At 59.4% G+C, this 24,638-nt stretch carries 18 protein-coding genes and 1 pseudogene; 10 read left to right on the forward strand and 9 right to left on the reverse strand.

What is annotated here, in order from left to right:
* Positions 1-49: 49 nt before the first annotated feature.
* Positions 50-988 carry a glycosyltransferase family 2 protein gene (locus MXF70_RS01815; RefSeq protein ID WP_248516896.1) on the reverse strand — a complete coding sequence of 313 codons (939 nt, stop codon included), beginning with the start codon at positions 986-988 and terminating at the stop codon, positions 50-52.
* A 1,245-nt stretch (positions 989-2,233) separates the two neighbouring features.
* Here MXF70_RS01815 and MXF70_RS01820 point away from each other — a divergent pair.
* The 4 genes and pseudogenes from MXF70_RS01820 to MXF70_RS15380 all read left to right on the forward strand — a co-directional run.
* Positions 2,234-3,202: a hypothetical protein gene (locus MXF70_RS01820; RefSeq protein WP_248516898.1), complete on the forward strand. Its 969-nt coding sequence runs from the start codon at positions 2,234-2,236 to the stop codon at positions 3,200-3,202.
* A gap of 30 nt (positions 3,203-3,232) precedes the next feature.
* Positions 3,233-4,765 carry a flippase gene (locus MXF70_RS01825; protein WP_248516899.1) on the forward strand — a complete coding sequence of 511 codons (1,533 nt, stop codon included), beginning with the start codon at positions 3,233-3,235 and terminating at the stop codon, positions 4,763-4,765.
* Between the two features lie 65 nt (positions 4,766-4,830).
* Positions 4,831-5,271, forward strand: coding sequence for a DUF433 domain-containing protein (locus MXF70_RS15375; RefSeq protein WP_375140825.1), 441 nt, complete (start codon positions 4,831-4,833; stop codon positions 5,269-5,271).
* Positions 5,180-5,431 (forward strand): annotated as a pseudogene (locus tag MXF70_RS15380) (DUF5615 family PIN-like protein); the annotation flags it as partial. The gene MXF70_RS15375 and the pseudogene MXF70_RS15380, both read left to right, overlap by 92 nt.
* A 191-nt stretch (positions 5,432-5,622) precedes the next feature.
* Here the strand turns inward: MXF70_RS15380 and MXF70_RS01830 are convergent.
* A complete protein-coding gene (locus MXF70_RS01830) occupies positions 5,623-6,390 on the reverse strand; it encodes an FkbM family methyltransferase (protein ID WP_248516900.1) in 768 nt (255 codons plus the stop codon).
* 1,214 nt (positions 6,391-7,604) lie between these two features.
* Between MXF70_RS01830 and MXF70_RS01835 the strand changes: the two genes are divergently transcribed.
* A complete protein-coding gene (locus MXF70_RS01835; protein WP_248516901.1) occupies positions 7,605-7,862 on the forward strand; it encodes a hypothetical protein in 258 nt (85 codons plus the stop codon).
* An 893-nt stretch (positions 7,863-8,755) separates the two neighbouring features.
* Here the strand turns inward: MXF70_RS01835 and MXF70_RS01840 are convergent.
* Positions 8,756-8,962 (reverse strand): PGF-CTERM sorting domain-containing protein, encoded by a 207-nt coding sequence (locus MXF70_RS01840; protein ID WP_248516902.1) that lies wholly within the window; start codon positions 8,960-8,962, stop codon positions 8,756-8,758.
* Positions 8,963-9,083: 121 nt separating this feature from the next.
* On the opposite strand from MXF70_RS01840, the gene MXF70_RS01845 reads away from it, so the two are divergent.
* Positions 9,084-9,260: a hypothetical protein gene (locus tag MXF70_RS01845; RefSeq protein WP_248516903.1), complete on the forward strand. Its 177-nt coding sequence runs from the start codon at positions 9,084-9,086 to the stop codon at positions 9,258-9,260.
* Between the two features lie 135 nt (positions 9,261-9,395).
* Complete coding sequence (locus tag MXF70_RS01850; RefSeq protein ID WP_248516905.1) at positions 9,396-10,595, forward strand: beta-alanine-activating enzyme beta-propeller domain-containing protein; 1,200 nt, start codon at positions 9,396-9,398, stop codon at positions 10,593-10,595.
* A gap of 1,250 nt (positions 10,596-11,845) precedes the next feature.
* Here the strand turns inward: MXF70_RS01850 and MXF70_RS01855 are convergent.
* The 6 genes from MXF70_RS01855 to MXF70_RS01880 form a co-directional block, all read right to left on the reverse strand.
* Positions 11,846-14,116 carry a CARDB domain-containing protein gene (locus MXF70_RS01855; protein ID WP_248516907.1) on the reverse strand — a complete coding sequence of 757 codons (2,271 nt, stop codon included), beginning with the start codon at positions 14,114-14,116 and terminating at the stop codon, positions 11,846-11,848.
* A 649-nt stretch (positions 14,117-14,765) separates the two neighbouring features.
* Positions 14,766-16,190: a transposase gene (locus tag MXF70_RS01860; RefSeq protein WP_248516909.1), complete on the reverse strand. Its 1,425-nt coding sequence runs from the start codon at positions 16,188-16,190 to the stop codon at positions 14,766-14,768.
* A gap of 219 nt (positions 16,191-16,409) precedes the next feature.
* The gene (locus MXF70_RS01865) at positions 16,410-17,657 is read right to left on the reverse strand and encodes an ABC transporter permease (RefSeq protein WP_248516910.1); all 1,248 of its coding nucleotides are present in this window, start codon (positions 17,655-17,657) and stop codon (positions 16,410-16,412) included.
* 45 nt (positions 17,658-17,702) lie between these two features.
* Positions 17,703-18,917 carry an ABC transporter permease gene (locus MXF70_RS01870; protein WP_248516911.1) on the reverse strand — a complete coding sequence of 405 codons (1,215 nt, stop codon included), beginning with the start codon at positions 18,915-18,917 and terminating at the stop codon, positions 17,703-17,705.
* A 102-nt stretch (positions 18,918-19,019) separates the two neighbouring features.
* On the reverse strand, positions 19,020-19,760 hold the full coding sequence (locus tag MXF70_RS01875) for an ABC transporter ATP-binding protein (RefSeq protein WP_259370384.1): 741 nt from the start codon (positions 19,758-19,760) through the stop codon (positions 19,020-19,022).
* 157 nt (positions 19,761-19,917) lie between these two features.
* Entirely contained in the window at positions 19,918-21,090 is a 1,173-nt protein-coding gene (locus MXF70_RS01880) for a hypothetical protein (protein ID WP_248516912.1), read from the reverse strand.
* A 276-nt stretch (positions 21,091-21,366) separates the two neighbouring features.
* On the opposite strand from MXF70_RS01880, the gene MXF70_RS01885 reads away from it, so the two are divergent.
* The 3 genes from MXF70_RS01885 (at position 21,367) to MXF70_RS01895 (ending at position 24,581) form a co-directional block, all read left to right on the forward strand.
* A complete protein-coding gene (locus MXF70_RS01885; RefSeq protein ID WP_248516914.1) occupies positions 21,367-22,047 on the forward strand; it encodes a class I SAM-dependent methyltransferase in 681 nt (226 codons plus the stop codon).
* Between the two features lie 741 nt (positions 22,048-22,788).
* The gene (locus MXF70_RS01890) at positions 22,789-23,697 is read left to right on the forward strand and encodes a hypothetical protein (protein ID WP_248516915.1); all 909 of its coding nucleotides are present in this window, start codon (positions 22,789-22,791) and stop codon (positions 23,695-23,697) included.
* On the forward strand, positions 23,694-24,581 hold the full coding sequence (locus MXF70_RS01895; protein WP_248516916.1) for a hypothetical protein: 888 nt from the start codon (positions 23,694-23,696) through the stop codon (positions 24,579-24,581). The genes MXF70_RS01890 and MXF70_RS01895 overlap by 4 nt, the downstream gene beginning before the upstream one ends.
* Positions 24,582-24,638 lie beyond the last annotated feature (57 nt).

Below are 24,638 nucleotides of genomic sequence, written 5' to 3' on the forward strand. Positions count from 1 at the left end.
GGTAGGCACCATCCTCGCAAACTAGTTCAATCTTCCACTGATCGCCGATTCACTGCAACAGCTTCCGGAAGAGCAGACGCGAAGGCGCCCACGAGAGACGCCCGAAGGAGTAGGCAACCGGCAACGCGTAGTGGACCGGAACTGGATCGGGATCCACCTGAAGTGATCGCACCGCGAGTGTGATTGCACGCCCGGACCAAAAGTTGTTCTCCGCGAGGTAATTCGCCTCGCGGCGCATTGCATGAGCGCGGGCTCGCTGTCGCACGTCATCTGGGAACTCCTCGTAGAGATCCTCGTATCGTTCAAGCGTGTCGTAAGTCCCCTCGACAGCGCCCCAAGAGCCGCTACGACTATCGTCTGGTTGCTGGCGGTCTAGGAGGATGTCGTCGATGTATTCAAATTCGGTTCGCTGGGCGAGTTCGATCTTCCAGTACGTATCGTCTGAGCCTGGGGTTTGCGGGAGGGGGTGGATTGTCTCGAGTTGCGCTGCTTCGATTAGCATTCCGGACGTAACGCACTCCGGCAGATTATGCTCGAGGACTGTTTGTAGGACGTCCCCGCGACCTTTTTCTGGGGGTCTCACGTTTCTTTTGCCGTAGGTAAATCCGCAGTATGCTACTCCGACGTCCTCTTCGTCATCAAGAACATTGACTTGGCGCTCGAGTTTCTCTCTGCGCAGGTAATCGTCGTCATCAAGGAGCTGCACGTAGGCGCCCTCCGCGGCCTTGATGCCTATATTACGTGCGGCCGTGGGCCCGCTGTTCTCCGAGAGCGATATGTACTCGACATCGTCGAATGAAGAGACGACACCGCTGGCGTGCTCGTCTCCTGAGTCGTCTACCACTATAACGTCTACCTCGTCGTACGTTTGCTCGTGGACGGCTTCTAGACACTGGCGCAGGTGGTCGTTGCGACGGTAAGTGGGTACGACCACCGAAACCAGGGGGTTCTCTTCGCGGATAGTTTCAGTTCGGTGTTCCCGTTCCATGTCCAGCTAGTTCTCTACTTTAATCAAGTCCATCTTCAAGGGCGTTTCAATCTGACGGATCCATTCATGAACGATTATACGGCCCAATGCCAATGGCCACACCAGTAGTTCTCCCCCTTTGGTTACCGTTGCTCAGTAATCTCCACTCATTGATGTGCGAACTGCCTCAAATCCGGCCAACTCTCGGAGGGGATGCCGCTCTGGCTTGATTACTACCGGAATACCACAAGCTTATATTTCCTATAGAATAATCGGAGAGTGTGACCCGTTTAGGTATCGTGACCTTTCATAACAACGAGAACCGAGGGGCACTCCTCAGGCCCGCTCGCTCCAACGCGCACTGACGTCAGTGTGGGACGCCGAAGTTGAGGTCGTGGACTACCGAACGAGCGCCAAGGAGCGGTCGCGTCTCGTCTCGATCCTCTTGGGACTCCGACCCTCGGTCATGGCTTGGCGTTTTCGAGATAGGCGTATCTCTGAGGTCTTCTGCGATTCCAACCTTTCCACAAGTGGCGAATCGATCGCTACTGATGCCCACGACGATGCCGTGGACTGATGTGCCTCGCTTGACTACGACGTTCCCAATACCGGAAGCGAGGAGGTATGGAAGGTCTTGCCGGACAATAGGGCATGGCAAAACCGGGTATTGAATCCCCAGCGCCCGTTCCCGGATTTGTACTTCATGGATCCCTCGCTTGAGGCGCTGACGGTCTCCTATGCTCCGTCTGCCAACCGCACGATATAGAATCAACTGGACGATACCGAGTTTGACCCGTTGCGAGATATCCGGCTTGTACGGGTCTGCGTGACGGCTGCCGTGACGACTCCAATCGTCTTCGGCCTCATCTATCTCATTCCGGGACGACTTTTGTCGGCCTTGTTTAGACGCCTGAATTCATGCGTTTGAAATCCACCACCGTCTCGGGGTTCAACGCCCCTGGGATATGTACTGAATAGCTGCTGAATCAGGAACCTTTTGTCCTTTAGTGGTGACCCTGGAATCTGGAATCAATGAGCGGTCGCATTCTTCGCAGTTTCCCGTCGGCATTTGGGGCGAAAATCGCTCTCATATTGTGAGGGCTAGTGACGAAGCCTATCCTCACCCAACAGTTCGGTTCTGGACAGCAAAGTGACTACGCGCTCTTACTCTCGGTGGTGAGTATTAAGCCAACCCAGTCTTTGATGAAACCCGAATGTACATTGTAGAATGGAAGACCTTTACATCATGATCCGAATGGGATCAATATGAGTAAGCTTGGATCTTTGAGAGAGAACTTTCACGACCCGTTTTGGTGGCGGCGACAGGCGATTCCGTATCTGATTCGAAGTCCTGCAAAACAATATCTGAAATTCCGTTACACTCCGTCGGCGCCCAAGCTTCGGTTGATGGACGAAGATTGGGATAATATCATCATCTTGGATGCTTGTCGGTACGACCAGTTCAAGCGCCACAACACAATTCCCGGAGAACTACAGGTTCGAACCTCCCGCGGATCTGCGACTCCGGAATTTCTGACAGCGAACTTCGATGGCGAAATACATCACGACACTGTTTACGTGACTGCCAACCCGATGTATCGGACCAGGGGCCTAGAGAACGTCTTCCATGATGTCGTCGACGTTTGGAAGGATGAGTGGGACGAAGAGTGGCGAACCGTCTATCCAGAACAGATGGCTTCGAGGACGCTCGAAGCATATCGCGAGTACCCCGAGAAGCGAATTATCTCACACTTTATGCAACCTCATTACCCGTTCATCGGCGATGCCGCCGACGAACTCGGGGCGCACTCTGGATTTGAGTTGACGTACAGGAAGGCACAGGGTAAGGCGGCCAAGCGAGACGATCCAACGGTATGGGAGCTGCTGGAAAACGGCAAGGTCGATGAGGAACTCGTCTGGGACGCCTACAACGAGACGCTCGAAATTGCCCTAGGCCACGTCGAGCCCCTCGTTGATGAGTTTCCCGAGAAGACAGTTGTCACCTCCGATCACGGAAACTTCGTCGGCGAACGAGTACTACCCTTCGGCAATCCCAAGTACGGGCACCCGGTTGGAGTGTACGCCGACGAACTTCGGAAAGTCCCGTGGCTGGTGATTGAGGGAGACGAACGGAAGACGGTCAAGAGCGAAACTACGACCCCCCACGATCACGATTCCGAACCGTCAGCCACCGTTTCTGATCGCCTGGTCGATCTCGGGTACATAGACCAGTAATTGCGACAGTTATCTACGGACAGACGATCCATGGTAGAATCAACTGATCACCCGCCGGAGGGAGAGACCGATGGCGGTCGCTCACTGCGTGTTATCTCCCAGGGCGCGTCGCTTCACTTTGGCGGAAAGATCGCATCGAATCTCCTGAAGTTTGTGCTCAACCTGTTGCTAACTCGGATGCTCGGTTCCGCACTGTATGGGGTGTACACCTACGCCAACACCCTCGCCGGATTTTTTATGGTGCTCGCCCGGCTCGGGACGGGGAAGTCTATCCTGCGATTCCTCCCCGCGAACGTGGATGATCCGGCACGACAGAACTGGATCACTGCCATGGCCTATCTCACGGCGCTGGTCTCTAGCGTACTCATCGGTGGGGTTATCTTCGTATTCGCTCCGTTGATTAACGAACTCACCCTTGGACAATCTGAGCTTGTCGTCGCCCTCCGCATCTTTGCGATTGCCCTCCCGTTCAACACGGCTATCAATCTGACCAATGCCATTTTCCGCGGGCTTGAACGCCTCGATTTCCAAATTATTATAAAAGATTTCACTGAACCGGTACTCCGGATTATTGCCGTCGGTTTCGCGTTTGCACTCGGCTACTCGTTGGTCGGTGTAGTTGCAGCAACAGCGATCGGAGCGGTGCTTACTGTGAGCGTTGCGCTCTCAATCCTGTACTCGCAGACAGATATCCGTCCGACGGGGGCCCGTTCCAGCGGAAGCGTCCGGGAGTTCTACAACTTTTCGCTGCCACTCACGCTGAAGGATCTCGGTAGAAAGCTCTACACCCGGGTCGACATCTTGATGGTCGGCCTCTTTCTGTCTGGGTCGTCAGTCGGAATTTATCGTGTCTCGATCCTGTTGAGTTCTTTCTTGACACTCCCGCTATCGGGGATAAATCAGCTGTTCCCTCCGATCGCATCGAACCTCCACTCGAATGGCGAACGGGATGAACTCGAGGATGTCTTCCAGACCATCACCCGCTGGACGTTCACCATCGTCATTCCACCCGCGCTCGCACTCGTGGTGTTCAGCCACGAGGCTCTGCAGATATTCGGCGACGGTTTCTCCGGCGGTTCGTCAGTGCTGATTCTTTTCGCGGTGGCCCAGTTTACGAACTGTGCTGTTGGGCCGAGCGGTTTCCTGTTGATGATGACCGACCACCAGTACGTTAATCTCGCGAACCAGTGGACCCTAGGCCTTTCAAACCTCATTCTGAACTACCTCTTCATCCTCCAGTTCGGCTTTGTTGGAGTTGCAGTCGCGACTGCCGGTTCGCTCATTGCCATCAACGTAGTCCGAGTCATCGAAGTCTGGTACCTGGAGGGAATAACGCCGTACTCCAGTTCGTTCCTGAAGCCGATCGGCGCGGGGATTATCTCCGCCCCGGCGATGACCGCTTGGACGTTTGCCCTCTCAGGCTATCCGCTGTTGTTCATCGGGTCCGCGTCGGGACTAATCGTCTTCGCAACTGCGATGGTCCTCTTCGGCTTTGAGGACAAGGACAAAGAGTTCTACGCCGAGAACGTCGCACCGTTGGTGGACCGAATGATCGAACGGTAGTGATCGCACGAACTCCGATTCCTCCCGTCAAACCCTTATCAGCGAATCCGCACAATTCCACGTCCATGAGCACGACTGTCCGGATCGTTGAGTCGCCTGACGTGCTCCACGGGAAGCCCCGCGTCAAGGGCACCCGCGTCGGCGTGCTGGAGGTCGGCGAGTTCGTCCACCGCCACGGGCAATCGGTTGAGGACGTCGTTCAAGAGTTCGACCTCGACCGGGCAAAGGCGGAGGCGGCCCTCGAGTACTACGAGGACCCCCGAGCTGGTGGAGACGCTCCGAGCCCAGCACGAGACTCGTCGTCGGGCGATCCGTTAGCAGAGCCCCCAGCCCGAGTAATGCGGATCTGCTGCGATCAGAACGTCGCCAGTAAGTACGTCCTAGCGTTCGAACGGGCCGAGGGGTGTCACGGTCCCCCGCGTCGAGGACATCTCTGCATACGACGCTCCGGACGACGAGATCGTCGACTTCGCGTCCCGAATCGACTGGGTGATCTTCACGAGTGACAGCGACTTTTTCGGTCACGAACGCACTTTCGGCCTCCTCGTCTACAGCCAACTGGAAAATCCACAACCGGGCGACGTCGTCGCAGCTGTGCGGGCGATCGGCCGTGCGTACGAGCGCACCCGTGAGATAACAGAGACCGTCCCGGGAGGATGGGTGTAGGCTATCCGCTCTGTACTGACCACGAGCGTTCCTCGCGGCCGGGTGTTCCACCGTGGCGATGAGTGCCTCCGCTACAGCCAGGGCGGGGCTCTGAAAGGAGAGCTTCCGTGGCGGTCTGCTGTTCTATCCGCATCCTCGAGGTCGAATCCATTTGTTACCTATACCAGCGAAGTGATCACTGCAGATCAATACTAATCAGGTGTTTTGACGCCTTTGAGATACGGCTGCGTGAAGTCCTCACCGTGCCGTTCGGTGACTCGTTCGATCTGGAACCCAGAATCTCGTAGTAATTGCTTGAGCTCGTCCCACGACCCTCCGTAATCGCTGATCCGATTATGCAACTCGACATATATCAGACGACATCTGTCGGACTTTATAGTGCTGCTAAGGCCGCGTAAAACGTCTAACTCCGCACCTTCGACATCGATTTTTATCACGGACGGGGCCTCAATATCCTGCTCTTGGATCAGTCGGTCTCCAGGAATCAATTGCGCCTCAAAGTCGCCTGATCCAGTCTCTTGGCTAATCCGGTAATTGAACTCCGCGGTCCGTGCCTCATCGGATAGTGCCACTGTTTGGATACTTGCAGAGACGTCGTTCTGATTTAGGTTCCTCCGGAGAGCATTTTGCCGGACAGGATGAGGTTCAAACGCTACAGCCGCGACATCTGGTTGTGCAGACACTGGGACTGTATAAAGTCCCTTATCGGCTCCGACGTCAAAAAACACATCGCCACGTTCGATATTGCCAACCAGGTCTTCCAGCACCTCTAACTCCGGTTTTAGATACTCATCTTCGGGTAATGAGTGGCTCGAAAACTGGAACGTACGATCTTCGATAGACAATTGACGGTCTGGCTTTACAGCTTCCTGGAGATTCAGCCATGAGTCCCAGGCGGTGTGATGTGCCCCAACTTTTGACATTGCATGGTACACTGTTTTAACAAATCGATTAGCCATGGTTGACCTCTTTTTTCCCAATCGTATAACTATTTCCCGAGACAGTATCACGCGTATTTATCAGATTATAACGTTCGGATTAGCAGCTCATTCGTTGTCTGATCCATTATCTGTTGCTGCCCCGATTGGTGTGTTACCGGTCACAGCATTTTTCGGACGCTTCGACCCCAAGTGTGAGACCATTTCCACTAAAGTAGTTGTCTGAAATTTGATTGTACTCAAAGACGTTGCCGTCCCCGAGAACGTCATCTGCCTCGAATCGACAATTTTGGATGAGTGTGCCATATTGGACAGATGAGGTATTTTCGAGCGCTGGGCCGCCAGCAGTATTGTTGAGGCGTACGTTCTCAATACAGGCCCGATCGCCTGTCAATTCGACGGCGGGCGTTGATGCATCGTCGGAGTCGATCCGGGTCAGCCAGTTATCGTGTCCGACCAGGGCGATCCCCGACGGGATAGTAACGGGGTTAAACTCGTCTCGTTGGACCATGACGACCTGCTCGTTTCCGGCATCAGCAGCGTCTATTGCATCCTGTAAGGTATCGAATTTATTAGCGTAGACCGCATAGTCTGCTATCCGTGGGGGTCAAAGATTGCATCTGTGTCTTCGATTCGGAACCTGTCAACCTTTTTCCTACGTGAGGCTATTTTGTGCTGTGCCCCCGTCGACGTCAAGCATTTTGAGTGGGTTGCCGTCCCTGTCGTTGGTATAGATGCTAGGGTGGTCGTGTTCCTCGTGGTAGACAATCTGGGAGGTATAGGATAGATTGGAGTCATACCATCTGTCATATGCTTTATCGGTGTATTGGTGTGGGTCTTAGGACCCATCACCGAGCGGGACCAACGCAATCGCCCTCGGTCTGTCTCATCATCGTCCCAGTCCGCTTTAACGATAAGCGGCTCATCAAGCTCGCTTTCTCCTCCGTCAGTATTGACAGTTTCTTCGTCTGTACTGACCACGGGCGTTCCTCGCGGCCGGGTGTTCCACCGTGGCGATGAGTGCCTCCGCTACAGCCAGGGCGGGGCTCTGAAAGGAGAGCTTCCGTGGCGGTCTGCTGTTCTATCCGCATCCTCGAGGTCGAATCCATTTGTTACCTATACCAGCGAAGTGAACGGTTGTCGTGCGGAACTGACGACCGACTCGCCCGTATCGGGAGTCATGTCGCCGGAGCTGGGAACTACCAACTTGTCGCTCGGTGCCGTCTGTGACGGTGATGAGCGAGTTATCCCGCCAACGGATGCTGGGTGCGGCCAGCGCCCTCGCGGCACTCGGCGCGCTCGGGCCGGCCGCACAGGCCCAAGAGGCCGAGCCTTCCGTGCCCGACGACCAGTTGGCGTACTATACGGTGACGGCGGAGAGCGCGACGCAGACCGTCACCTCGGACACTGACGAGGACGTCCAGGTCGCCGGCGGCCGCTACGTGACCGAGGGCGTAGATATCGACGGCGACGGCGTGGTCGGGGCCAAGTGATCCTCGAGGACGATGATGCGGATGATGCCGACGATTGAGACGATTCGTGAGTGCCGAATGCCGGTTCGAGGACAGCCGACCGGGTAGCAGATCCGCAGTTTCGGCTACCGGCGAGTTCTGGGCAGAGTACGTCGATAGGGTACGGAGAATCAAGGAGAAAGCCCCGCCCTTCAGGGCGAGGAGGATGTCAATACGGGGCCAATCCGCGCTCTCAATTTCCAATCGTTTTCAACGATTGAACTAATAACCTACCAATCCACAGACGAACTGATCTGATACTCAGAAATGCAAACCCATTAGCATTTAGTATGATTGCCCTCAACAGCTTTTCCGTCCCGTCGACTTGGCGATGTGATGCCGTGGCGGCGTGGACAGGGGGAGCTGGCCTCGCTACACCATCCATCACCTGCCCGTGGCGCCCCTTGCACGCACACAACCGTAGCGTTGGTCCCCTGACGTCTCCGCTGACGACCTGCAATCCCCTCGCACCGTATCGCCCCTGGGGTCTGAAAAAGTCCGATTGCCGTCTTGTTCTGGATACCAGACCCGGGAATTCGCGGAGCAGATCGCTACGGGCCGCGATGAAACTGCACTGCGAACAGCGCTACGGTACCATTGACCGCAAATGGAACCGCTTGCCAGGCGGCCCTACAGTCTCCAACCTCTGAATTATCCGAGTGAGGGCACTGTTTCAGTCACTGAGTGGTGTTAAACCCCGAGTCAGAGTTCCCACTGAGGTCCGGCTGAATTCTCCCGAGTCATCGCCGCCCCCGATCGTCATGCACCGCGCCATTGAATCTACTCTCAACTCCGATCAATTGGCCGATGATCCCATTGACCGGGTTTCAAGCTCCCTCCGTGTTCGAAGGCTTCGGTTGCTGACCTGTTGGGGACTACCGACGGAATCGAGCACCAACGCCGAGTACGAGCGCGAGCAGCGCAAGGACGACGCCGAATCCGGGTAGCTCGTCGGACTCGGACGATTCCTCGTCGTCGATCGGTTCCACGTCGCCCGTGTCGTCGGATCCCGAATCCGACTCATCGCCGGTATCAACCGGCGCTTCGTCGTCGTCCGGAGAGTCGGCTTCGGCTACTATCACGGGAATGGTCGTGTCGTCGCCGACGGTTAGCTCGTAGCTTCCGGGGTCCTCGATGCTTCCAGCGAATACGAACGTCTGCTCGGCATCGGGTCAGAGAGTGACCGTCTGCTCGTCGAGCTGCGTGTTACCATCGGCGAGCGTCAGCGTCCGATCGGCCGTGCTCTCGCCGTCGTTCCGGACGTCCAGTTCGACGATGAACCGCTCGCCGGACTCGACGGTCGTCTCCGAGCTCGGGGAGGCGTCGGTGACGGTTACGCCCGCGCTCGGTGCTGGCTCTCGTGATTTCCAACATCACTAGATAGAGAGTACATAGCTGCTACTCCTCGATTATGTTTGGTTAGCTGGCTTCTACCTTTGAAGAAAGCGGGCGGACTCGTGACTGTCCAATAGCGGCCACACCGGCTCGGCGGTGTGGAGCGGACAGGTCAGGAGCATGTCCGACGACACCGTATACCCCGACGGCGGAACGCAGACGCGAGGGTGGCAGAGCTTCCGCGCAGACGCCGCCAACACTGGCGTCGTCCGCGCAGGTACGACGTCGGCAGAGGAGTCTTCGACGACGCCCACGCGCCGCTGGGCTACAATACTCGGCCCGCGCGTGCAGTCGTCGCCAGCGATCGTCGACGGCACTGTCTACGTCGGGAGCTGGGACGGCTGTCTCTACGCGCTCGACGCTCACAGCGGCGACATCCGGTGGGAGACCGAGACAGACGCTGTCATTCGCTCCTCGCCTGCGGTGGCCGATTCTCTCGTCGCGAATGAGTCCGGGGCGCAGTCTCCACAGCGGACCGTCTACGTCGGCGGGTACGACGATACGGTGTACGCGCTCGATGCGGCCACCGGTGAGTGCCGATGGACCGCCGAAACGGATGACGCCGTGTTTGCCTCCCCAGCGATCGCACCGCTCCCACCGGCATCCGGAGATTCCGAAACCCAGGCCGGCGTCGCCGTCTACATCGGTAGTTGGGACGGCACAATCACCACGCTCGATCCCGCGACCGGCGAGACGATCTGGTCGTTCGATACCGGCAAAACCGTGTTCTCTTCGCCGGCAGTCGTTCCACGCGCCGACGCTGCTGCAACTGCCGACGAATACACAGCGTTTGTGGGCGACGACGACGGCATGCTGTACGCTCTCGATGCCGCACTCGGCGAGTCTCGCTGGCACCGCGAGCTCGACGGCCAGGTTCGTGCCTCGCCCGCGGTCGCCCACGAGACGGTGTACGTCGGCACGCACGGTGGCACGCTCCACGCGCTCGAGGCTGCAAGCGGAGAGCCCCGCTGGCGCGCCGACACCGACGGCCGGATCTGGTCCTCCGCGGCCGTGACCGACGACGCCGTGTACGTTGGCAGCTACGACAACAACGTCTACGCGTTCAATCCCGAGTCTGGCGAGCGACTGTGGACAGCGGAAACGGGCGCCGAGGTATTCGCTTCCCCAGCCGTTGACGGCGACACCGTCTACGTCGGCAGCTGGGATACGCACCTGTATGCATTCGATGCCCACACGGGAGACGTTCGGTGGCGCTATGAGTGCGGTGACGGTGTGTACTCCTCGCCCGCGGTCACGGACGACACCATCTACGTCGGCTGTCGGGATGGAACGCTGCACGCGATCGGGTTACCTCCGTGATCGGGTGTCGCCGGGACAGCTGGACCGGCGAATTGCAGCTGAACACACCGTTGACTACGGTGTGTCTTGGGGTCTGAGGTGCTCGATTCCACAGGCGGTACGAGGTGGATGACACGGGGGTTGCCCTCGAGACTGTTGTCTGTTCACGGCACGCTCACGGCAGGCGAGAAAGCTCCGTCATCAACCGAGCATCGGCGCCCTTCAGAAGTCAGATCGAACAAGAGCGCGTCGTTGCATGCCAGCCGAGGCACCGTGGGTATGGTGACGGGAAATCGATCCGTAGCTGTGTCAGTTGGAACGCTGCTGGATCGGCTCGATCACGGCTTCGGGCTCACCTGATCTGCTCGAACTAGACCGCGAACCCACAGATCGGGCAACACTCGGTGTCGCCCTCCGCCAAGGGCAGCACGACTGTCTCACAGAGGCCACATTCCACGGGTTCTGTCCGTCCAGCGGCCTCCTGCCCAACTGATCGATCACGTTCCGGTACAGTCACGAGAAGCGTCCGCCCGGCGACCGATGCCATCCACCGGTCCCGATCGAAACGCTCGGTTTCGTGTTCCCCTCTCATTGCATTTGCGTGGTTTCGTTCACTATCGACCCGTCTCTCGGTTGTGAGCGGATCAATCGACGATCGACAGCAAGATATTACTCATGATCCGAAATAAAACTACGTTGTTTGGAGTCAGAGTTTACGGGCGGTATCCCTGGATGCAATTCGGCCATCCCAACGCAGCTACCGGCGATGCCCGCTGGCGCTACGATTGCGACGATGCCGTCAGTACTGTCCGTCGGGTGTCGCGACGGGAGCGTGTGCGCAATTGAGGCGTCCTGAGCGGCGATGATCGGCCGCGACAACGACAATCACAGACTCGTGAGGAGCCGACGACGTGCCCTGTCGCTCGGCCTGTCGGCATTCGGCCAAATATTTTATTCACCCTGGCTAACAAGACCCGGCTGCCCCACGCAGTGCCACGGGGCATCGTGGGACGGGGGGATGCGGCATTCCGCCGCTCGCTCAGTCTACCACCTGTGGCCCCCTCGATTCCCCGCTGATCCTTGTACGATCCTACCGCTGAGTGACGAGTCTCGCAAGCGACGCCGCCGGACACCGACGGTAGCGTGATCCAGAGTCTGGTGAGGTGGCTTTTAGATTTGATGAGCGGACCGACCACGTTCCCCGCCCGCGAAAAAATGCTGCATCAACGACGTCCGCGAAGCGCCCGTCCGGGCGCGATCGAGCGGTTGGGCTACTCGAAGCGGCTCCGGATGTCCGCGACGATGGTCGCAAGCTCCCCGATGTAGTAGAGGTATCCCAGGACCGCCGAGACGAGCACACCGAGTACCACCACGATCAGGAGGATCGGCGACCCGTCGTCGCCGCCACTGGATGGCGCTTCCTCGACGGTGAGGTCGCCCAGCGAGGCGTCACCGATCGCGAGTTCGTAGGTACCCGCTTGGTCGAACGTTCGGGTGAACTCGACCGTGGTGGACCCTCCGGCGGCGACCGTGACGGTCTGCTCGTCGACGACCTCACCATCGACGCTGAACTCGATGGTCGATTCGCCTTCGGTGTCACCGGTGTTCTCGACGGTCGCGGTTGCAGTCACCGATTCGCCGACGGTGATCGTGGACGCGGAGAGATCCGTACTGCTCACGGCGATCGATGGTTCGCCGGGATCTTGTGACCCTGTCACTTCGACCGTTCCCACCGTCGTTCCATTGAGGACCAGGTCGTAGGTTCCCGGCTCCTCAATCGTTCCCTGGAACGTAACGTCCAGGGAGGCCCCACCGCCCATCGTCACGGTCTGGGTATCGAGGGCGGTATCGCCAGCGTACAGCGTGAGCGATCGGCTGATACCACTATCGCCCGTGTTGCGGACGGTCATCGAGACTTCGAGATCGCCGCCGGACTGAATCTCCGTGCTGGAGATCTGGATGTCTTCGAACGTGAGGCCGCCCTCATCGCCGCCGTCACTCGGTGGTGGGTAGTATCCGCCACCACCGTCGCCGTCGTCGCCACCGTCAGCTGGCGTTTCGATGGAGAGCGTTCCGGTGTTGGTCTCGAAGGCACGCGTGCTGTCGTTCTCGCTGGCGACGTGGACGTACCGGTACTCGCCTTCCGTCCAGTTACCGAACGTCGGAACGACGACCGTTCCATCGGGTTGGACGTCAGCGACAGCGACGGTAGAGCCGTCCAACGTCGTCGATCCGATCGGCACCGTCTTCGGCTTGTCGACACCGGCCTCGTTCGCAGCCGTCGAAACGATGTCGTCAACGAGTACCGTGCCGGACGCGCGACGTTCGGAGAACGACATGCCGAGGAGGTCGACGTTCGCCGCACCCCAGACAACGCCGTTGAGTCCCGTGATCTCATGTTCGACTATCACGTCGTCGGTCGTCATGTCCGTCGAGAGCGGCTCGGTGAGGTTGAGGTTCGTCCGTGAGTTCGTCCACGTGTCCTCGTGGTAGATCGCGACGGCGTGGCTAACGTTGCCCGAAAGATCAGTATCAACTCCCAGCTGCACTGTATCGCCTGGCTCGACGTTGTCGGGCGCATCGATGTCAGAAGCGCCGGATTGGACTGCGACGCCCTCGACACCGATGACGGTGCCGTTGGAGGGACCGGCCGCAGTGACGTTACCGTCGTTCACCTTGAAGAGCCGCTCGCCGCTGACGGCGATGATCCCGTACTGGCCAGGATCGGAGGCATCGAGATCGAAGCTGAGCCCGTTGCTACTGTCCAGTGTGCTCGACGAGACCGGTCGTGAGAAGTTTACGTTCGCGTTGATCTCGCTGATGTTCTCTGCTGTCAGCAGGCTCTGGGCGTCCGTGATCGATCGCGGAATCGTTGAACTCGAGACATTCGAGGCCGCGCTCGTGTCGGGCTGCTCGGCGATGTGGCCGACGAGGAAGCGGACCTCCTCGCCGTCGAACTGGTCGAGGTTCGCACCGGGATTCACCGAGTTGAGGTTAATCGGGATCGTCGTCCCAGCATCGTAGACGGCGAGCTCGTCGCGGTTCACCGAGCGCTCCTGGCCGTCCGCATTCCGGATGTAGACACCCTGATTGTCCACCACGGTGGCTGCACTGTCGGTGTCAGCACGGAGGGGTAGCGGAGCGCCCTCCCAGGCCACGTTCTCCGGGACGACCACCGGATGCGTGGCATTCGCCGCGATTGTCTTCGTGTCAACGTTGGCAACGCTGGCGTTGAACAGATAGACCGACTCCGTTGGCGAGGTCGCTTCGTACGTGATCGTCGCTTCAACGGTGTCACCGTCGGCGACGTTTGAGAAGGTCACGTTCGTGTCACTGGACCAAGTGCCATCATCGGAAGCGTTGTCGGCGACGGTCCAGTCGTCGGGCGTCTGCGTGATGAGACTGTAGTCCGCAGTCGATCCGTTCGAGTTGGTGACGGCGTACGTAATCGTGACGTTCTCACCTGCGGGCGCGGTCGCCGGGCCGCTGACGTCAAGCGATGCGGAGGGTGCACCGCCGGCAGCGGCGCCTGTGCCGGCCACTGCGAGAGCCGCACCGACGACAAGGAGTATGGACAGGACTGTCGCGCCGGCCGCTGCTCTGGACGACGCCAGTTCCGACCAAGAGGTAGTTCCAACCATGGTCACTGGCCCACCGTATGTTGTTGGTGCCGACCGTCAGCGAGTGAACTGTTTATCGATGCAGTGGAAAATCCCCGCCTGAGAGAGGATTTGGACGGTTGTGACGGGGGGTTGGACTGGGATTCGTAGCACGTTGTGGATGACCGCGTTGAATCCGACCTCCGATCGGTTGGACCGAACCCGACCGAGATAGGCGTTCGCCGCGAACCCGTCGACCTTCGCTGTAACATATACTCCATGATTTTGTGTTAGTCGTAAAATTGTTTCCATATATCAGCCAGCATTACACTCCGATTCTTGCGGTAATCGGCGTGGAAGAGTTTTCCCGAATATTGATCATCTGAAGAGTGAAGTTCCCATTCGAACCGTCTACAGGGATGTATCTGACCGATCGATCAGCACGTCCAACCGTGCTGTCAGTGAATCGACGTTGTGTTGTGTAAATTCGCGTTACAATCCTGCAAATCCAACCGAGTACTGTAGGTATTTGCCACACATTGACATCCCCTCGCGGTAAACAGCGAGGATTCCCCGAGTGCGATGCAGCCAGCTATCGCGCCGGGTGAACTTGCGGGTTCGCTGACGCCTCGTTGGTCGAGTGATCCGCGCGTTCCCGCTCACTCGTGTGAGTCGGTATCCACGCGTGATCGTCCCACTTGAGGTGTGTGACCTGAAGGTCTCCACGCCACGAGCGTTCAGCATCGTGGCCAGCAGGCTGTGCCATCAGCCCAATCTCTAAAGCCGATGCGTCTGTATGCTCTACGAGCAGGTTCGTCGCTCCAACCACGTCCGAGTGCCCACGGTATCCACAGTCCAGACAGTCGAACGAATCGCCGTCCCGTTCGACGTGTTCAGAGCCACACGCTGGGCACGTCGAAGACGATCCTGTCTCGGATTCCTCCGACCAGTCAACCCCGATTTCCTCGAACGTAACCTCGATGCGGTCGATGAGACCTCCGTGGCTCCAGAACGCGTGCGTCTTCTCGTTGACGCGAGCGTTCCAGTGCGTTGAGAGAACGTTCGTGAGGTCACCTACAACGACGTGTTCGACACCAGTCTCGTGCAGCCACTCGGCGACGAGGCGGACGGTGGCGTCGAGGTGGTGATCGCGTCGGTTACCCCGCCGTGCGAACGTTCGACGGATTTGCCGTGAAGAGTACGAGTCTGTCGCCAGTTGGGATTGGAGTGTGGCGATGCGCTCGGACAATGAGCGGAATCGTTGAAACTCTGACCGGGCGTTGCAAACAACGGCTTCACCGGCACTGGTGACGGCAGTGATAGTGTTGTTCGCGCCGAGATCGATGGCAGCGAACCGTGCGTCTGAAGAAGATTCGAGGCGGTTCGTGTGTCCCGTCTGGGTGTATGAGTGACCACCCGTGCGAAGGGCTGGCTGCCGCACGGTGTGGTTGACACGAATCACGTCGAAGTCCTCATCGTAGCACAGTTCGAGTTGCCCGTCCTTGCCCGTCCAACGCGTGTCTCCGTGCACGTCCAGTCGAAGCCGTTCGTAGTGGCCGTAGCCGTACGTCTCCTTGAGCGCTTGCCCGATGGTGAATTCGACGGTTGACCCGTCTTCACCCCACTCGAACTCGTACAGGTCGTTTCGAATGAGTGTTCGGAGCGGATATCCCTCGGACCGGCTTCCCCAGTAGCCCGGTACGGAGGGTTTCTCTGTTACGGACTGGTTCTCAGGGTCGTGGTAGTCCTCAAGCAATTCAAAGAACGATTCCCACGCATCGGCGTTCTTGCGTTCTATTTGATCGAACGTTCCGCTCCCGATGATTGGAACGTACTCGTCACGCAATTCACGGACTGGGGCCTCCCAGACATTCTCGCCGTCAGTGAAGTACGCTTGTTGGCGGCGGTAGTTGATTGAGTTGTAACAGGCGTCGGACGCAGCGGCGAACTCACAGAACACGTGCTTCGCCGTCTCGGTCGGGAAGCTCGCAGTGAGTTGGTTAGTCCGCGCGTCCATGCATTTAGTTTTGATAGACTGTCACTTAAACGTGGGCACCGCAGCTGGCTATCGTCTAGTGGTTTGGGTCTCTTCGTGTCGGTTTACCCCGCCCTAAAGGGCGAGGCTTGCACCTTGATACCTTCCGTCAAATCGACCGGATCCGGGATACCACCAATCACGTAGGATACCATTCAGACAATCAGTTTGGTGCCGGCCCGACAACTGCTTCGACCCAACTCACTTCCGCGGGACGGCCAAGCCGCCGCGCAACAACGCGCCAGTCGAGACGACCGCAACGATCGTCCCGACGAGTAACGCGATGCCGGCACCGAGTCCCAGCATCCACGGCGCCACCGTCACGAGCCCAGAAAAGCCGACGAGCGACGCTGCAACCTGCGAAAGCACGACCCCGGCCGGAACCGCCAGCACGACGCCGACGAGCGCGCCAAGCAAAGCGATCACGAGCCCTTGGACGGCGATCGTTGCGACGACCGTCCACGGGGAGACGCCCTGTGCAAGCAGGGCGGCGAACGTCGCCCGCTGGTGGTGGACGTACAACCAGAGGAGACTGGCAGTCAACGTCAACCCGGCGAGAATGGCGACGATCACAAGCGCTGCTCCGGCGACCAGTACGGATGCACGCTGACGCAACACCGCGAGGAGCTGCTCCTCATTGGTCCGCACCGAGAGCGTGGGATGTTGCTCCTCGATCTCCGTCGCAACGGCCTCGGGCCCCGCGCCGTCCTCGGTCACGGCAGTGACGAACGTCGCTGGATCGCGCTCGGTTGTGCCGGTGATCTCCTGGAGCTCTGCGATCGGCAAAATGACCGTCTGCGATCCCAGCAGCTGCCTGAAGGTCGATGAGATTGCCACGACGGTAAACTCGTGCTCGCGAGCTGCTGCCAGCGAGCCGCCGATCCTGACCGTGTCGCCCACTCCGACGTCGAGCTGGTCGGCTGTGTCGCTGTCCAGGATTACCTCGTAAGTCATCTCGCCGTCGTAGCTCCCATTCGCGTAGTGGCGGTTCGGCGCCGAGAAGTCCCGGCCAGACTGGATCGACACGGAGTTCCCGGTGCCGCTGATCCCGGCGCCGATGATGGTTTGGAACTCACCATCGCCGGCGTCGATGTACACCGATTGGAACGCAATCGGATTTGCCTGCGCCACGTCTGGATGGGCTTCGATTTCGCTGGCGACCTGGTGGCTGTCCGTCAGCGTGTTCGTGAAGCCGCCACCACGAGCAGGTGAGAGGCTGGTCCCTTCCGCGCTCACCCAGAGATCCCGGTCTGCCTGATCGAACTGCGTCGCGCCGACCTCGAGCACGCCGGCACCGGTTGCAGCCAGGAGAATGACCGCGAGCACGGCCAGCGTCACGCCAGTGACCGCGAGCACCGTCCGCAACGGCCGGCGACGGAGCCGGGCAACGGCGATGCCTGCCGCGCCGGTGAGTCGCCTCGTTCGCCGGAACCGCGTCGATTCCGACACGTCAGCTCACCCCCCGTGCAACGGGTAGTTCCCTCCGGCCCACAGTCAGATCACCCTCGACCCGCTGCTCGCCCGTTCGACCAGCCAAAGCACGGGGGGAAGCGCAAGCAGGCCGACGACGAGTGCGATCCCGATCCCGTAGGGAATCAACAGTGGATGGAACATCGCGGCACCAGGAATGCCAACGGCACTCGCGATCCCACGATCGATCCCGAACACGACCAGCCAACCAAGCGCCACGCCGAGCAGCCCACCGACCGCCGCGGTCGCCAGCGTCTGAACGCCAATCACGAGCAAACGACTGCGTCGACCGATTCCCATCGCCTGCATCGTCGAGAGCTCCGGGCCCTGATCGAGCACCTCCAACCCGATGGTCACCGACACGAATAACACGCCGACGATCAGTGCCGCCAGCAGCCCGGCGATCGCGAGCGCTAGCGGCAGCCCTTCGTCGACCGTCTCCTGCGCCAACAGACTTGAGCGGGTCTCGACGGTCGCGCCGTCGTAGAGGCCCGCCAGCTCCGAGCGAACGCCACGATCGTTCGTCGCCACGAGGAACTGGTTCGCGCTGTCGTGTTCATCGGCGCCCACGAGTACTTGGAGCTCCGAGAGGTGGACCAGTACTATCGGCAGATCGACCGTCGGGCTGCCCGAGGATCGATCAACGTTCACAACAGTGAACGACCGGTTGCTCCCCGTTGGTGTCACGGCATCATTCTCGTCGACATCCAGCACACGAGCGGCGCCTTCAGTCGCGACCAGATCGCCGGTCCACGGGCCGTCGTAGCTCCCATTGGCGTAGTGCGGGTCACCGGGCGTGAGTGCTTGCGGGGACGCGCCTGCAACGTTTGACGCGTCAGGTGCTCCGATCACCCCGACGACGAGCACGTATTCCTGGGCGTTACCGGCTTCCATCCGTATCGGTCGAGTCAGTACTGGCGTCGCGTAGTCGGCGCCGTCGTCGATACGCGCAGTCGCGTCGTGGACGGAGCCCAGTTCGGGGGTGTCGGAGGCAACGAGCACGGAGCTCTCACCGGATTCGGGGACGATCCAATAGTCGACATCGCTCCCGAGGACGGTCGCGTCCGCGGCGAGCGCGACGCCGACGCCGGTAACGGAGACGAGCAACGCAACGGCGACAGCCGTCCCGACGACGCCGGCGATCGTGCGTCGACCACCAGGACCCGTCGAGCGTCCGACGACGCGGCGAACGCCCAGGCCAGCCAGCCCGACGAGGCGGCGGAGACGATCGCGGATCACGCCCCATCACCCAGTGTCACTCGATCGGGCCGATCGCCACCGGACGCTGTATGTCCGGATCGCAGCCCCGGCTCGAGATCGCTGTCCGCAACCCGAGTCCGCTCAAACTGCATCTGTGGTGGGAACGGCGCGGGTGCGCTCCGCGTCGGTGAGTTCGATCACGCGATCCGTTCGGTCGAGTGCCCGATCGTCGTGGGAGGCAAGCACGACGGTACGATCGGCCGTCACCGCAGCCAGCGCGTCCAGCACGCGATCTGCTGTCTCCGAGTCTAGTTCGCCGGTCGGCTCGTCGGCGACGACGAGCGACGGATCGGTCGCGAGCGCACGCGCAACTGCGACGCGCTGGCGCTCGCCGCCGCTAAGCTGTCCCGGTCGATGAGCTAGGCGGTCGCCCAGCCCGACCTGCTCGAGTAGGTTCGCTGCCCGCTCGCGGCGCCTGGCCTTAGGCTCACCGCGCTCGAGCAACGGGAGAGCCACGTTCGCCCGAGCGCTGAGCGACCCGAGCAAGTGGAATCGTTGAAAGACAACGCCGACGGTATCCAGGCGAAACCGCGTGCGTTCCCGGGAAGATAGCTCGTCGAGCCGCACCCCGTCAACGGTGACCGTCCCCGCCGTAGGCGTTTCGAGCCCGGCGATCAAGTGGAGGAGCGTCGTCTTGCCGCTGCCACTCGGGCCCGCCAGCCCGACGAACTCCCCCCGTCCCACTTCGATCGAGACGCCATCGATCGCATTCACCTCGGGAACGGACCGCTCGCGGCCGAGCAGACGACGGAGTCGCGACTGCCGGCCCATCTGGTAGGTCCGGTGGACCTCCGAACACGTCACTTCTGCACCACTGCTCATAGGACCTGACGCACACTCCGTCGCCAAAGGTGTAGCGGAGACCTGTCCAGGAAGATCCTGATGCCGATCGGTCGCTTGCCCGCTGGCCGGCCAGCTCGCATTTCGCGGACTCCAATCGGTCGCGCTCTCAATTGCCGTTTGATCGGTCGGTGCACGATCAGTTGCGTTGGAGCGCGGCGACTGCTAAGACTGCCGCGACGATCGGTACTAGCCACGACAGTGCCAATGTGTCGTCCTGGCTCCCGTCATCGTCGTCGGTGGCAGTATCGGACTCGCTGCCGGTGGAGTCCGGGTCGTTGGGATCCATCGGCCCATCGTCGGCACCATCACCGTCGTCGCTGCCGTCGTCAGTGTCACCGTCCGTCTCGTCCGACGTTCCGTCATCGGTGCCGTCTTCACTACCGTCGGAGCCGTCATTCGTCGATCCTTCGTCCGAGCTGTTCCCGTCGTCGGATCCACTTCCATCGTCAGTACTGCTCCCGTCGTCAGTGGTGTTCCCGTCATCGGTCTGACCGCCCCCATCGTCGCTGCTACCGTCATCGCCGTCCCCAGCTCCGTCGTCGCTACTCCCGCCATCGGTACTTCCACCGTTATCGCCACTCCCACCATCAGTAGTTCCACCGTCGTCACCGTTCCCACCGTCGTTCTCGATCGTCACGATCTGGCCGTTCGCGATGCCGGTCGAGGTCGGGTAACCAGCAGCCTCCCCGTCAGCCCTGACGGCGCCGTACACGACCCAGTCACCCGTCGCACCTGGATCGACCGTGGCGACGTACGTTCCGCCGCCGGTGTGGGTCGCAGTCCGCCTGATCTCGGTCCCATCCTTATAGATCCCGACTTCCACGGTCTCATCGGGAGCGACCTGTTCGCCGACCTCAATACTGACGTCGAAGGGCTCGCCAACGGTCGCGTCCGCTGGTGCAGCGACAGAGAGACTGTATTCGGAGACGACGACCGGGTGGATCGCCTGGACGCTGCCATCAACTTGGAGGGCTAACGCGTACGTGCCTGGTTCGAGGTTTGCCGTGGGGAAGGTTACAGTGCCGTCGCCAGTTCCGTCACGAAAGTCCTCAACTTGTTCATCGCGATTGTAGAGATCAAGGTTGTAGTCCTGATTGCCGTCGACTGAGACGGTTGCGGTGATCTCATCGCCCTTCGAGACTTTCCCAACCGCATCGATCTGATAACTACTCCCGTCGATGTCCACGGTCTGAGCGGGGACATTAACGTCGTTGTTCGTGCTCACGCCGTAGGGCGCTGCCAACCCAGCGGATGCGAGCGAAACCATTACGAGGAGGGCGAGGACGACCGCGACCGAAGACCGGTGCATATCGCAACAAGGGGGACAGCACCTGTTATAGGTTGGCGATCGTTCGTTACCCGCCGGTACAGAACAGGGAACGACTACGGATGAAACAAAGCTGTAGGTCGTTTATAAACGTCAGCTACCGAGCCTATCCGGCAATTACGGAAGTGCGAGGAGAAAGCCCCGCCGTTCACGGCGGGGAGGAAGTCAAAACATCAAGCGGTATGATGATCAGAACAAACCGTCCGTTGGCCCTCGCCCCACAGAGAGCGCATGAAGGTGATAGCGGCTATCCGGAGCGTGAACACTCGCGTCGATCGCGTGATCGCGCCCCCGAAGTACGATCGACGGGAGATCTTCGCGTTCTGGATGGCGGCCGTCGACTTCGACCGAGCGTTGCACCTGGGGTGTGGACGGGACAAGGACGGGCTCGGGAAGCGGATCGAAACGAAGGGCGACGTCGTCGCTCTCGATCCGAATCCAGCGGGGCTGGCGAAGAACGAGGTATCGCAGAAAGTCCTTGGTGATGCCCACCGGCTGCCCCTCTCCGGTGACGCGTTTGACTTCGTGTTCTGCCGGTACGTGTTCGAGCACCTCCCGGATCCCCATGCAGCGCTCAACGAGATCGATCGCGTCCTTCGACCCGGAGGGACGTTCATGGTCCTGGTCCCCAATCCACGCCACTACTACGCGCGGATCGCCGATGCGACACCGTTCTGGTTTCACAAACTCTGGTTCGAATTCCAGGGAATCGACGATCACGAGGAAGACCGGTTCCCGACGGAGTACGCGTGGGGCCGACTCGAAGACATCGAGGGGTGCAGTCGCTGGGAGCTCGAGGCGGTCAGGAGCTTTCCGGGGCCGACGAACTACACCAGAGTACTCCCGTTTCACGTCCTCTTTTCGGTGCTGGCAAGACTGGTCGAGCACCGGCCGAAGTACCACGTCGCCTACCTTGCTCGCTTCCGAGCCCCGAGGTGAGATTGAAGTTGCGCAATATACTGTTCGTTCCAGTGCTTCGTCTCGATTTAGTACGTGAGTAGCGCATCGACATATCCGATTGATCCGTCGCAGTACCCGGCCGCGACTCCGTCAGTGATGTGGAGGACCTCTGTACTGACCACTGGGGTTTCTCGAGACGTGACTGTCCAAAGGTTTCGCGCCAACCGCCATACCGCCCGGGCGGGACTCCGGAAAGGGCCGACCGCTCCTCGGTTTAGTCGACGCAAGCACCGCAGCCAAGCGTGGCGAGGCGCGCGGCAAGCGTAAACCGAGGAGCGGGAGGCTTCCGTGGCGGTCTGCTGTTCAGTCCCCGTCGTCGACACCGAATCTAACCGTTCACTACATCCCCAGAATGGTCAATGAGACTGCGGGCGAGCGCGCTTCCCGCATAACAATTTCCTTGAAAATCGCGACATCATCGTCACACAATTCATGGATTCGCCAGCTTCGTGTCGGGCGGGCCTGCTTCTGAAATCGGCGATAACGGACTTGTGAGCGGCTGTACTAGCCGTTTTCTCACCAGTGGTTCTGACGTGATCATTGCTCGGAGCGATGGTGATACTGGGTGAATCGAGATGTATGCTTTTCTAATCGGATGATAACGAGTTTTTTAGACGGGGACATTCCGTCCTCTCAAACCCCGAATTTCCGGCGTTTCAGCGGTTCCGTGGTGATCGCACCCAGAGTTTTAAAAGTACCCGGTTCACCCAATGGGTTTGTATGATTGACACCATACCGAGTGAAGCAAAGGAGCAGAACCTCAAGCGCACCGATTACAACCTGTTGCTCGTCGCCTTAGGGTGGTACAATGGAAGATCGTTCACGATTGCGGATGAGAAGCATCAGATTGGGAGCCATTACGAACCAGCGTTAGAGGACCTGTGCCTCAGTAAGGGCCTCGAGTACGATCCAGAGGCGCATGAGCGATTGCTCGGAGCGAAGTGGTTCACTGAAGAAACGATCTGCCGTCGGAAGGTCGACTGGGTCCCGACGCAAGAGGGCCTCGAGAAGATGGAGATTGCCTGCGAAGAGCACGCCGAGCACGTCCGGCCTCGATGGCGTGGTGGCCGATCGAGACATTCGCCGGTGGCCGGCGATGACGGCGAGTCACTACTGCATCGCAAAGGCGTTGAGATCGCCCGCCAGCAACTCGACTTCTACTGGTTGTTCCCCCTTCCACCGGACAAAATGAATAAGCACGGGCTTAACATGTATCCACGGAACCAAGATGAGGAGCGGACGTTAGATATCGAAATCACCACGAGCGACAATTTCGGGCCCTGGGGAGCGGAGGTTGTCACGAGAGACGAGGACTACTTTGACGTCATGAAGAAGTGGCGAAATGTTACACAGATGGATCGCCGGGTGGTTTGGCTGTTTGAGGATCGCGTCCATGCGTGCAAGATCCTGAATAGAGTACACGAACAGAACATGTTCAAGTTCCGTAACGGCAAGATCAGGAAGCCGCAGAACTGGGCAGTACGAAACCTCAACCGCCGAGTGTGGAAGGCACAGAAGAACTTCGCTGACCGGAACGGCAATATCGTCCATACGGTGACGGGGATGCTGGAAGCGTCGCAGGATGAGATTAAGACCTACTTCGAAGACTTCTACGATCACGCACAATGACGTGGGATCTTCCATCTGGAGCGAGGTTGCAGGGGCTGCGAGAGCAGGATTTCGACATCCTCGTCCCGATCGCGGGGTGGTTTTGCGAGGCCTCATTTCCATTTGGCGAGGGAGAGCGGGCCATTGGGACGCATTATGAGCCTAGTATCGAGGCGTTGTGTGAATCGCTCAATTATACGCTCGACCATGATGCGTTCGAACGGTTACGTGAGCGCGGCTATCTCGAGACGCAGTTCATTTGCCGGCGACAGGTCGAATGGGTACCAACCCAGCATGCGAGGGATGTGATCAACGAGTTCATGGTCCACACTGGTGATACGGTTGAATTAAAGCCAGCTGACCCTGACCGGTCGGGGTTCCTTCGTGGGTGGGAGAACGAATCGCTACTGCATCGAAAAGGCGTCGCGACTGTCAGAGCGACGATGGAGGCGGATTCGTCCCTTCGCGATTCGGACGCGCCAATCGAGGAGTACTCGGTCCGAGAAGGGAGGCGTCGACAGGATCTCTGTTTCCGAACGGTTGATACGATGGACGATATGGGTGTGGAGGTCGTCACGTCGACAGATTCGGTGAACGATTTCATCGACAAATGGCAGGATTTCCTCGATATCCCCGGGTTCACGGTCTGGATATTCGATTCGCGTCAAACTGCGTGTCGGATGTTCAATGAACTACATCGGGAGGACGTGTTCCAGTTGGCCGGCGGGCTGTGCAGGGAACCCTCAACCTGGAATTCGACTGCGATGAACGAGAAGCTTCGGCGATCCTGGTGCGATCGTGACTCAGGGAGTGCTTCACCCCTGATGAACACGATCACGGCGGTGTTCGAGGCCGACGGAAACAAAATCGACGAGGTGGTGAATACTCCGAGTGCCGACGACTAACATGAGTGCAAGGTAATCCGAACGATCGCACCGGGCAATTCAACAAAACGAACCGTC

The organism is Salinarchaeum laminariae (genome assembly GCF_023204835.1).
Classification (GTDB): Archaea; Halobacteriota; Halobacteria; order Halobacteriales; family Salinarchaeaceae; genus Salinarchaeum; species Salinarchaeum laminariae.

Bases quoted from the DNA above. Each gene is read 5' to 3' on its own strand.
- MXF70_RS01815 (WP_248516896.1), bottom strand. From the start codon at position 988: ATGGAACGGGAACACCGAACTGAAACTATCCGCGAAGAGAACCCCCTG.
- MXF70_RS01820 (WP_248516898.1), top strand. From the start codon at position 2,234: ATGAGTAAGCTTGGATCTTTGAGAGAGAACTTTCACGACCCGTTTTGG.
- MXF70_RS01825 (WP_248516899.1), top strand. From the start codon at position 3,233: ATGGTAGAATCAACTGATCACCCGCCGGAGGGAGAGACCGATGGCGGT.
- MXF70_RS15375 (WP_375140825.1), top strand. From the start codon at position 4,831: ATGAGCACGACTGTCCGGATCGTTGAGTCGCCTGACGTGCTCCACGGG.
- MXF70_RS01830 (WP_248516900.1), bottom strand. From the start codon at position 6,390: ATGGCTAATCGATTTGTTAAAACAGTGTACCATGCAATGTCAAAAGTT.
- MXF70_RS01835 (WP_248516901.1), top strand. From the start codon at position 7,605: ATGAGCGAGTTATCCCGCCAACGGATGCTGGGTGCGGCCAGCGCCCTC.
- MXF70_RS01850 (WP_248516905.1), top strand. From the start codon at position 9,396: ATGTCCGACGACACCGTATACCCCGACGGCGGAACGCAGACGCGAGGG.
- MXF70_RS01860 (WP_248516909.1), bottom strand. From the start codon at position 16,190: ATGGACGCGCGGACTAACCAACTCACTGCGAGCTTCCCGACCGAGACG.
- MXF70_RS01875 (WP_259370384.1), bottom strand. From the start codon at position 19,760: ATGAGCAGTGGTGCAGAAGTGACGTGTTCGGAGGTCCACCGGACCTAC.
- MXF70_RS01880 (WP_248516912.1), bottom strand. From the start codon at position 21,090: ATGCACCGGTCTTCGGTCGCGGTCGTCCTCGCCCTCCTCGTAATGGTT.
- MXF70_RS01890 (WP_248516915.1), top strand. From the start codon at position 22,789: ATGATTGACACCATACCGAGTGAAGCAAAGGAGCAGAACCTCAAGCGC.
- MXF70_RS01895 (WP_248516916.1), top strand. From the start codon at position 23,694: ATGACGTGGGATCTTCCATCTGGAGCGAGGTTGCAGGGGCTGCGAGAG.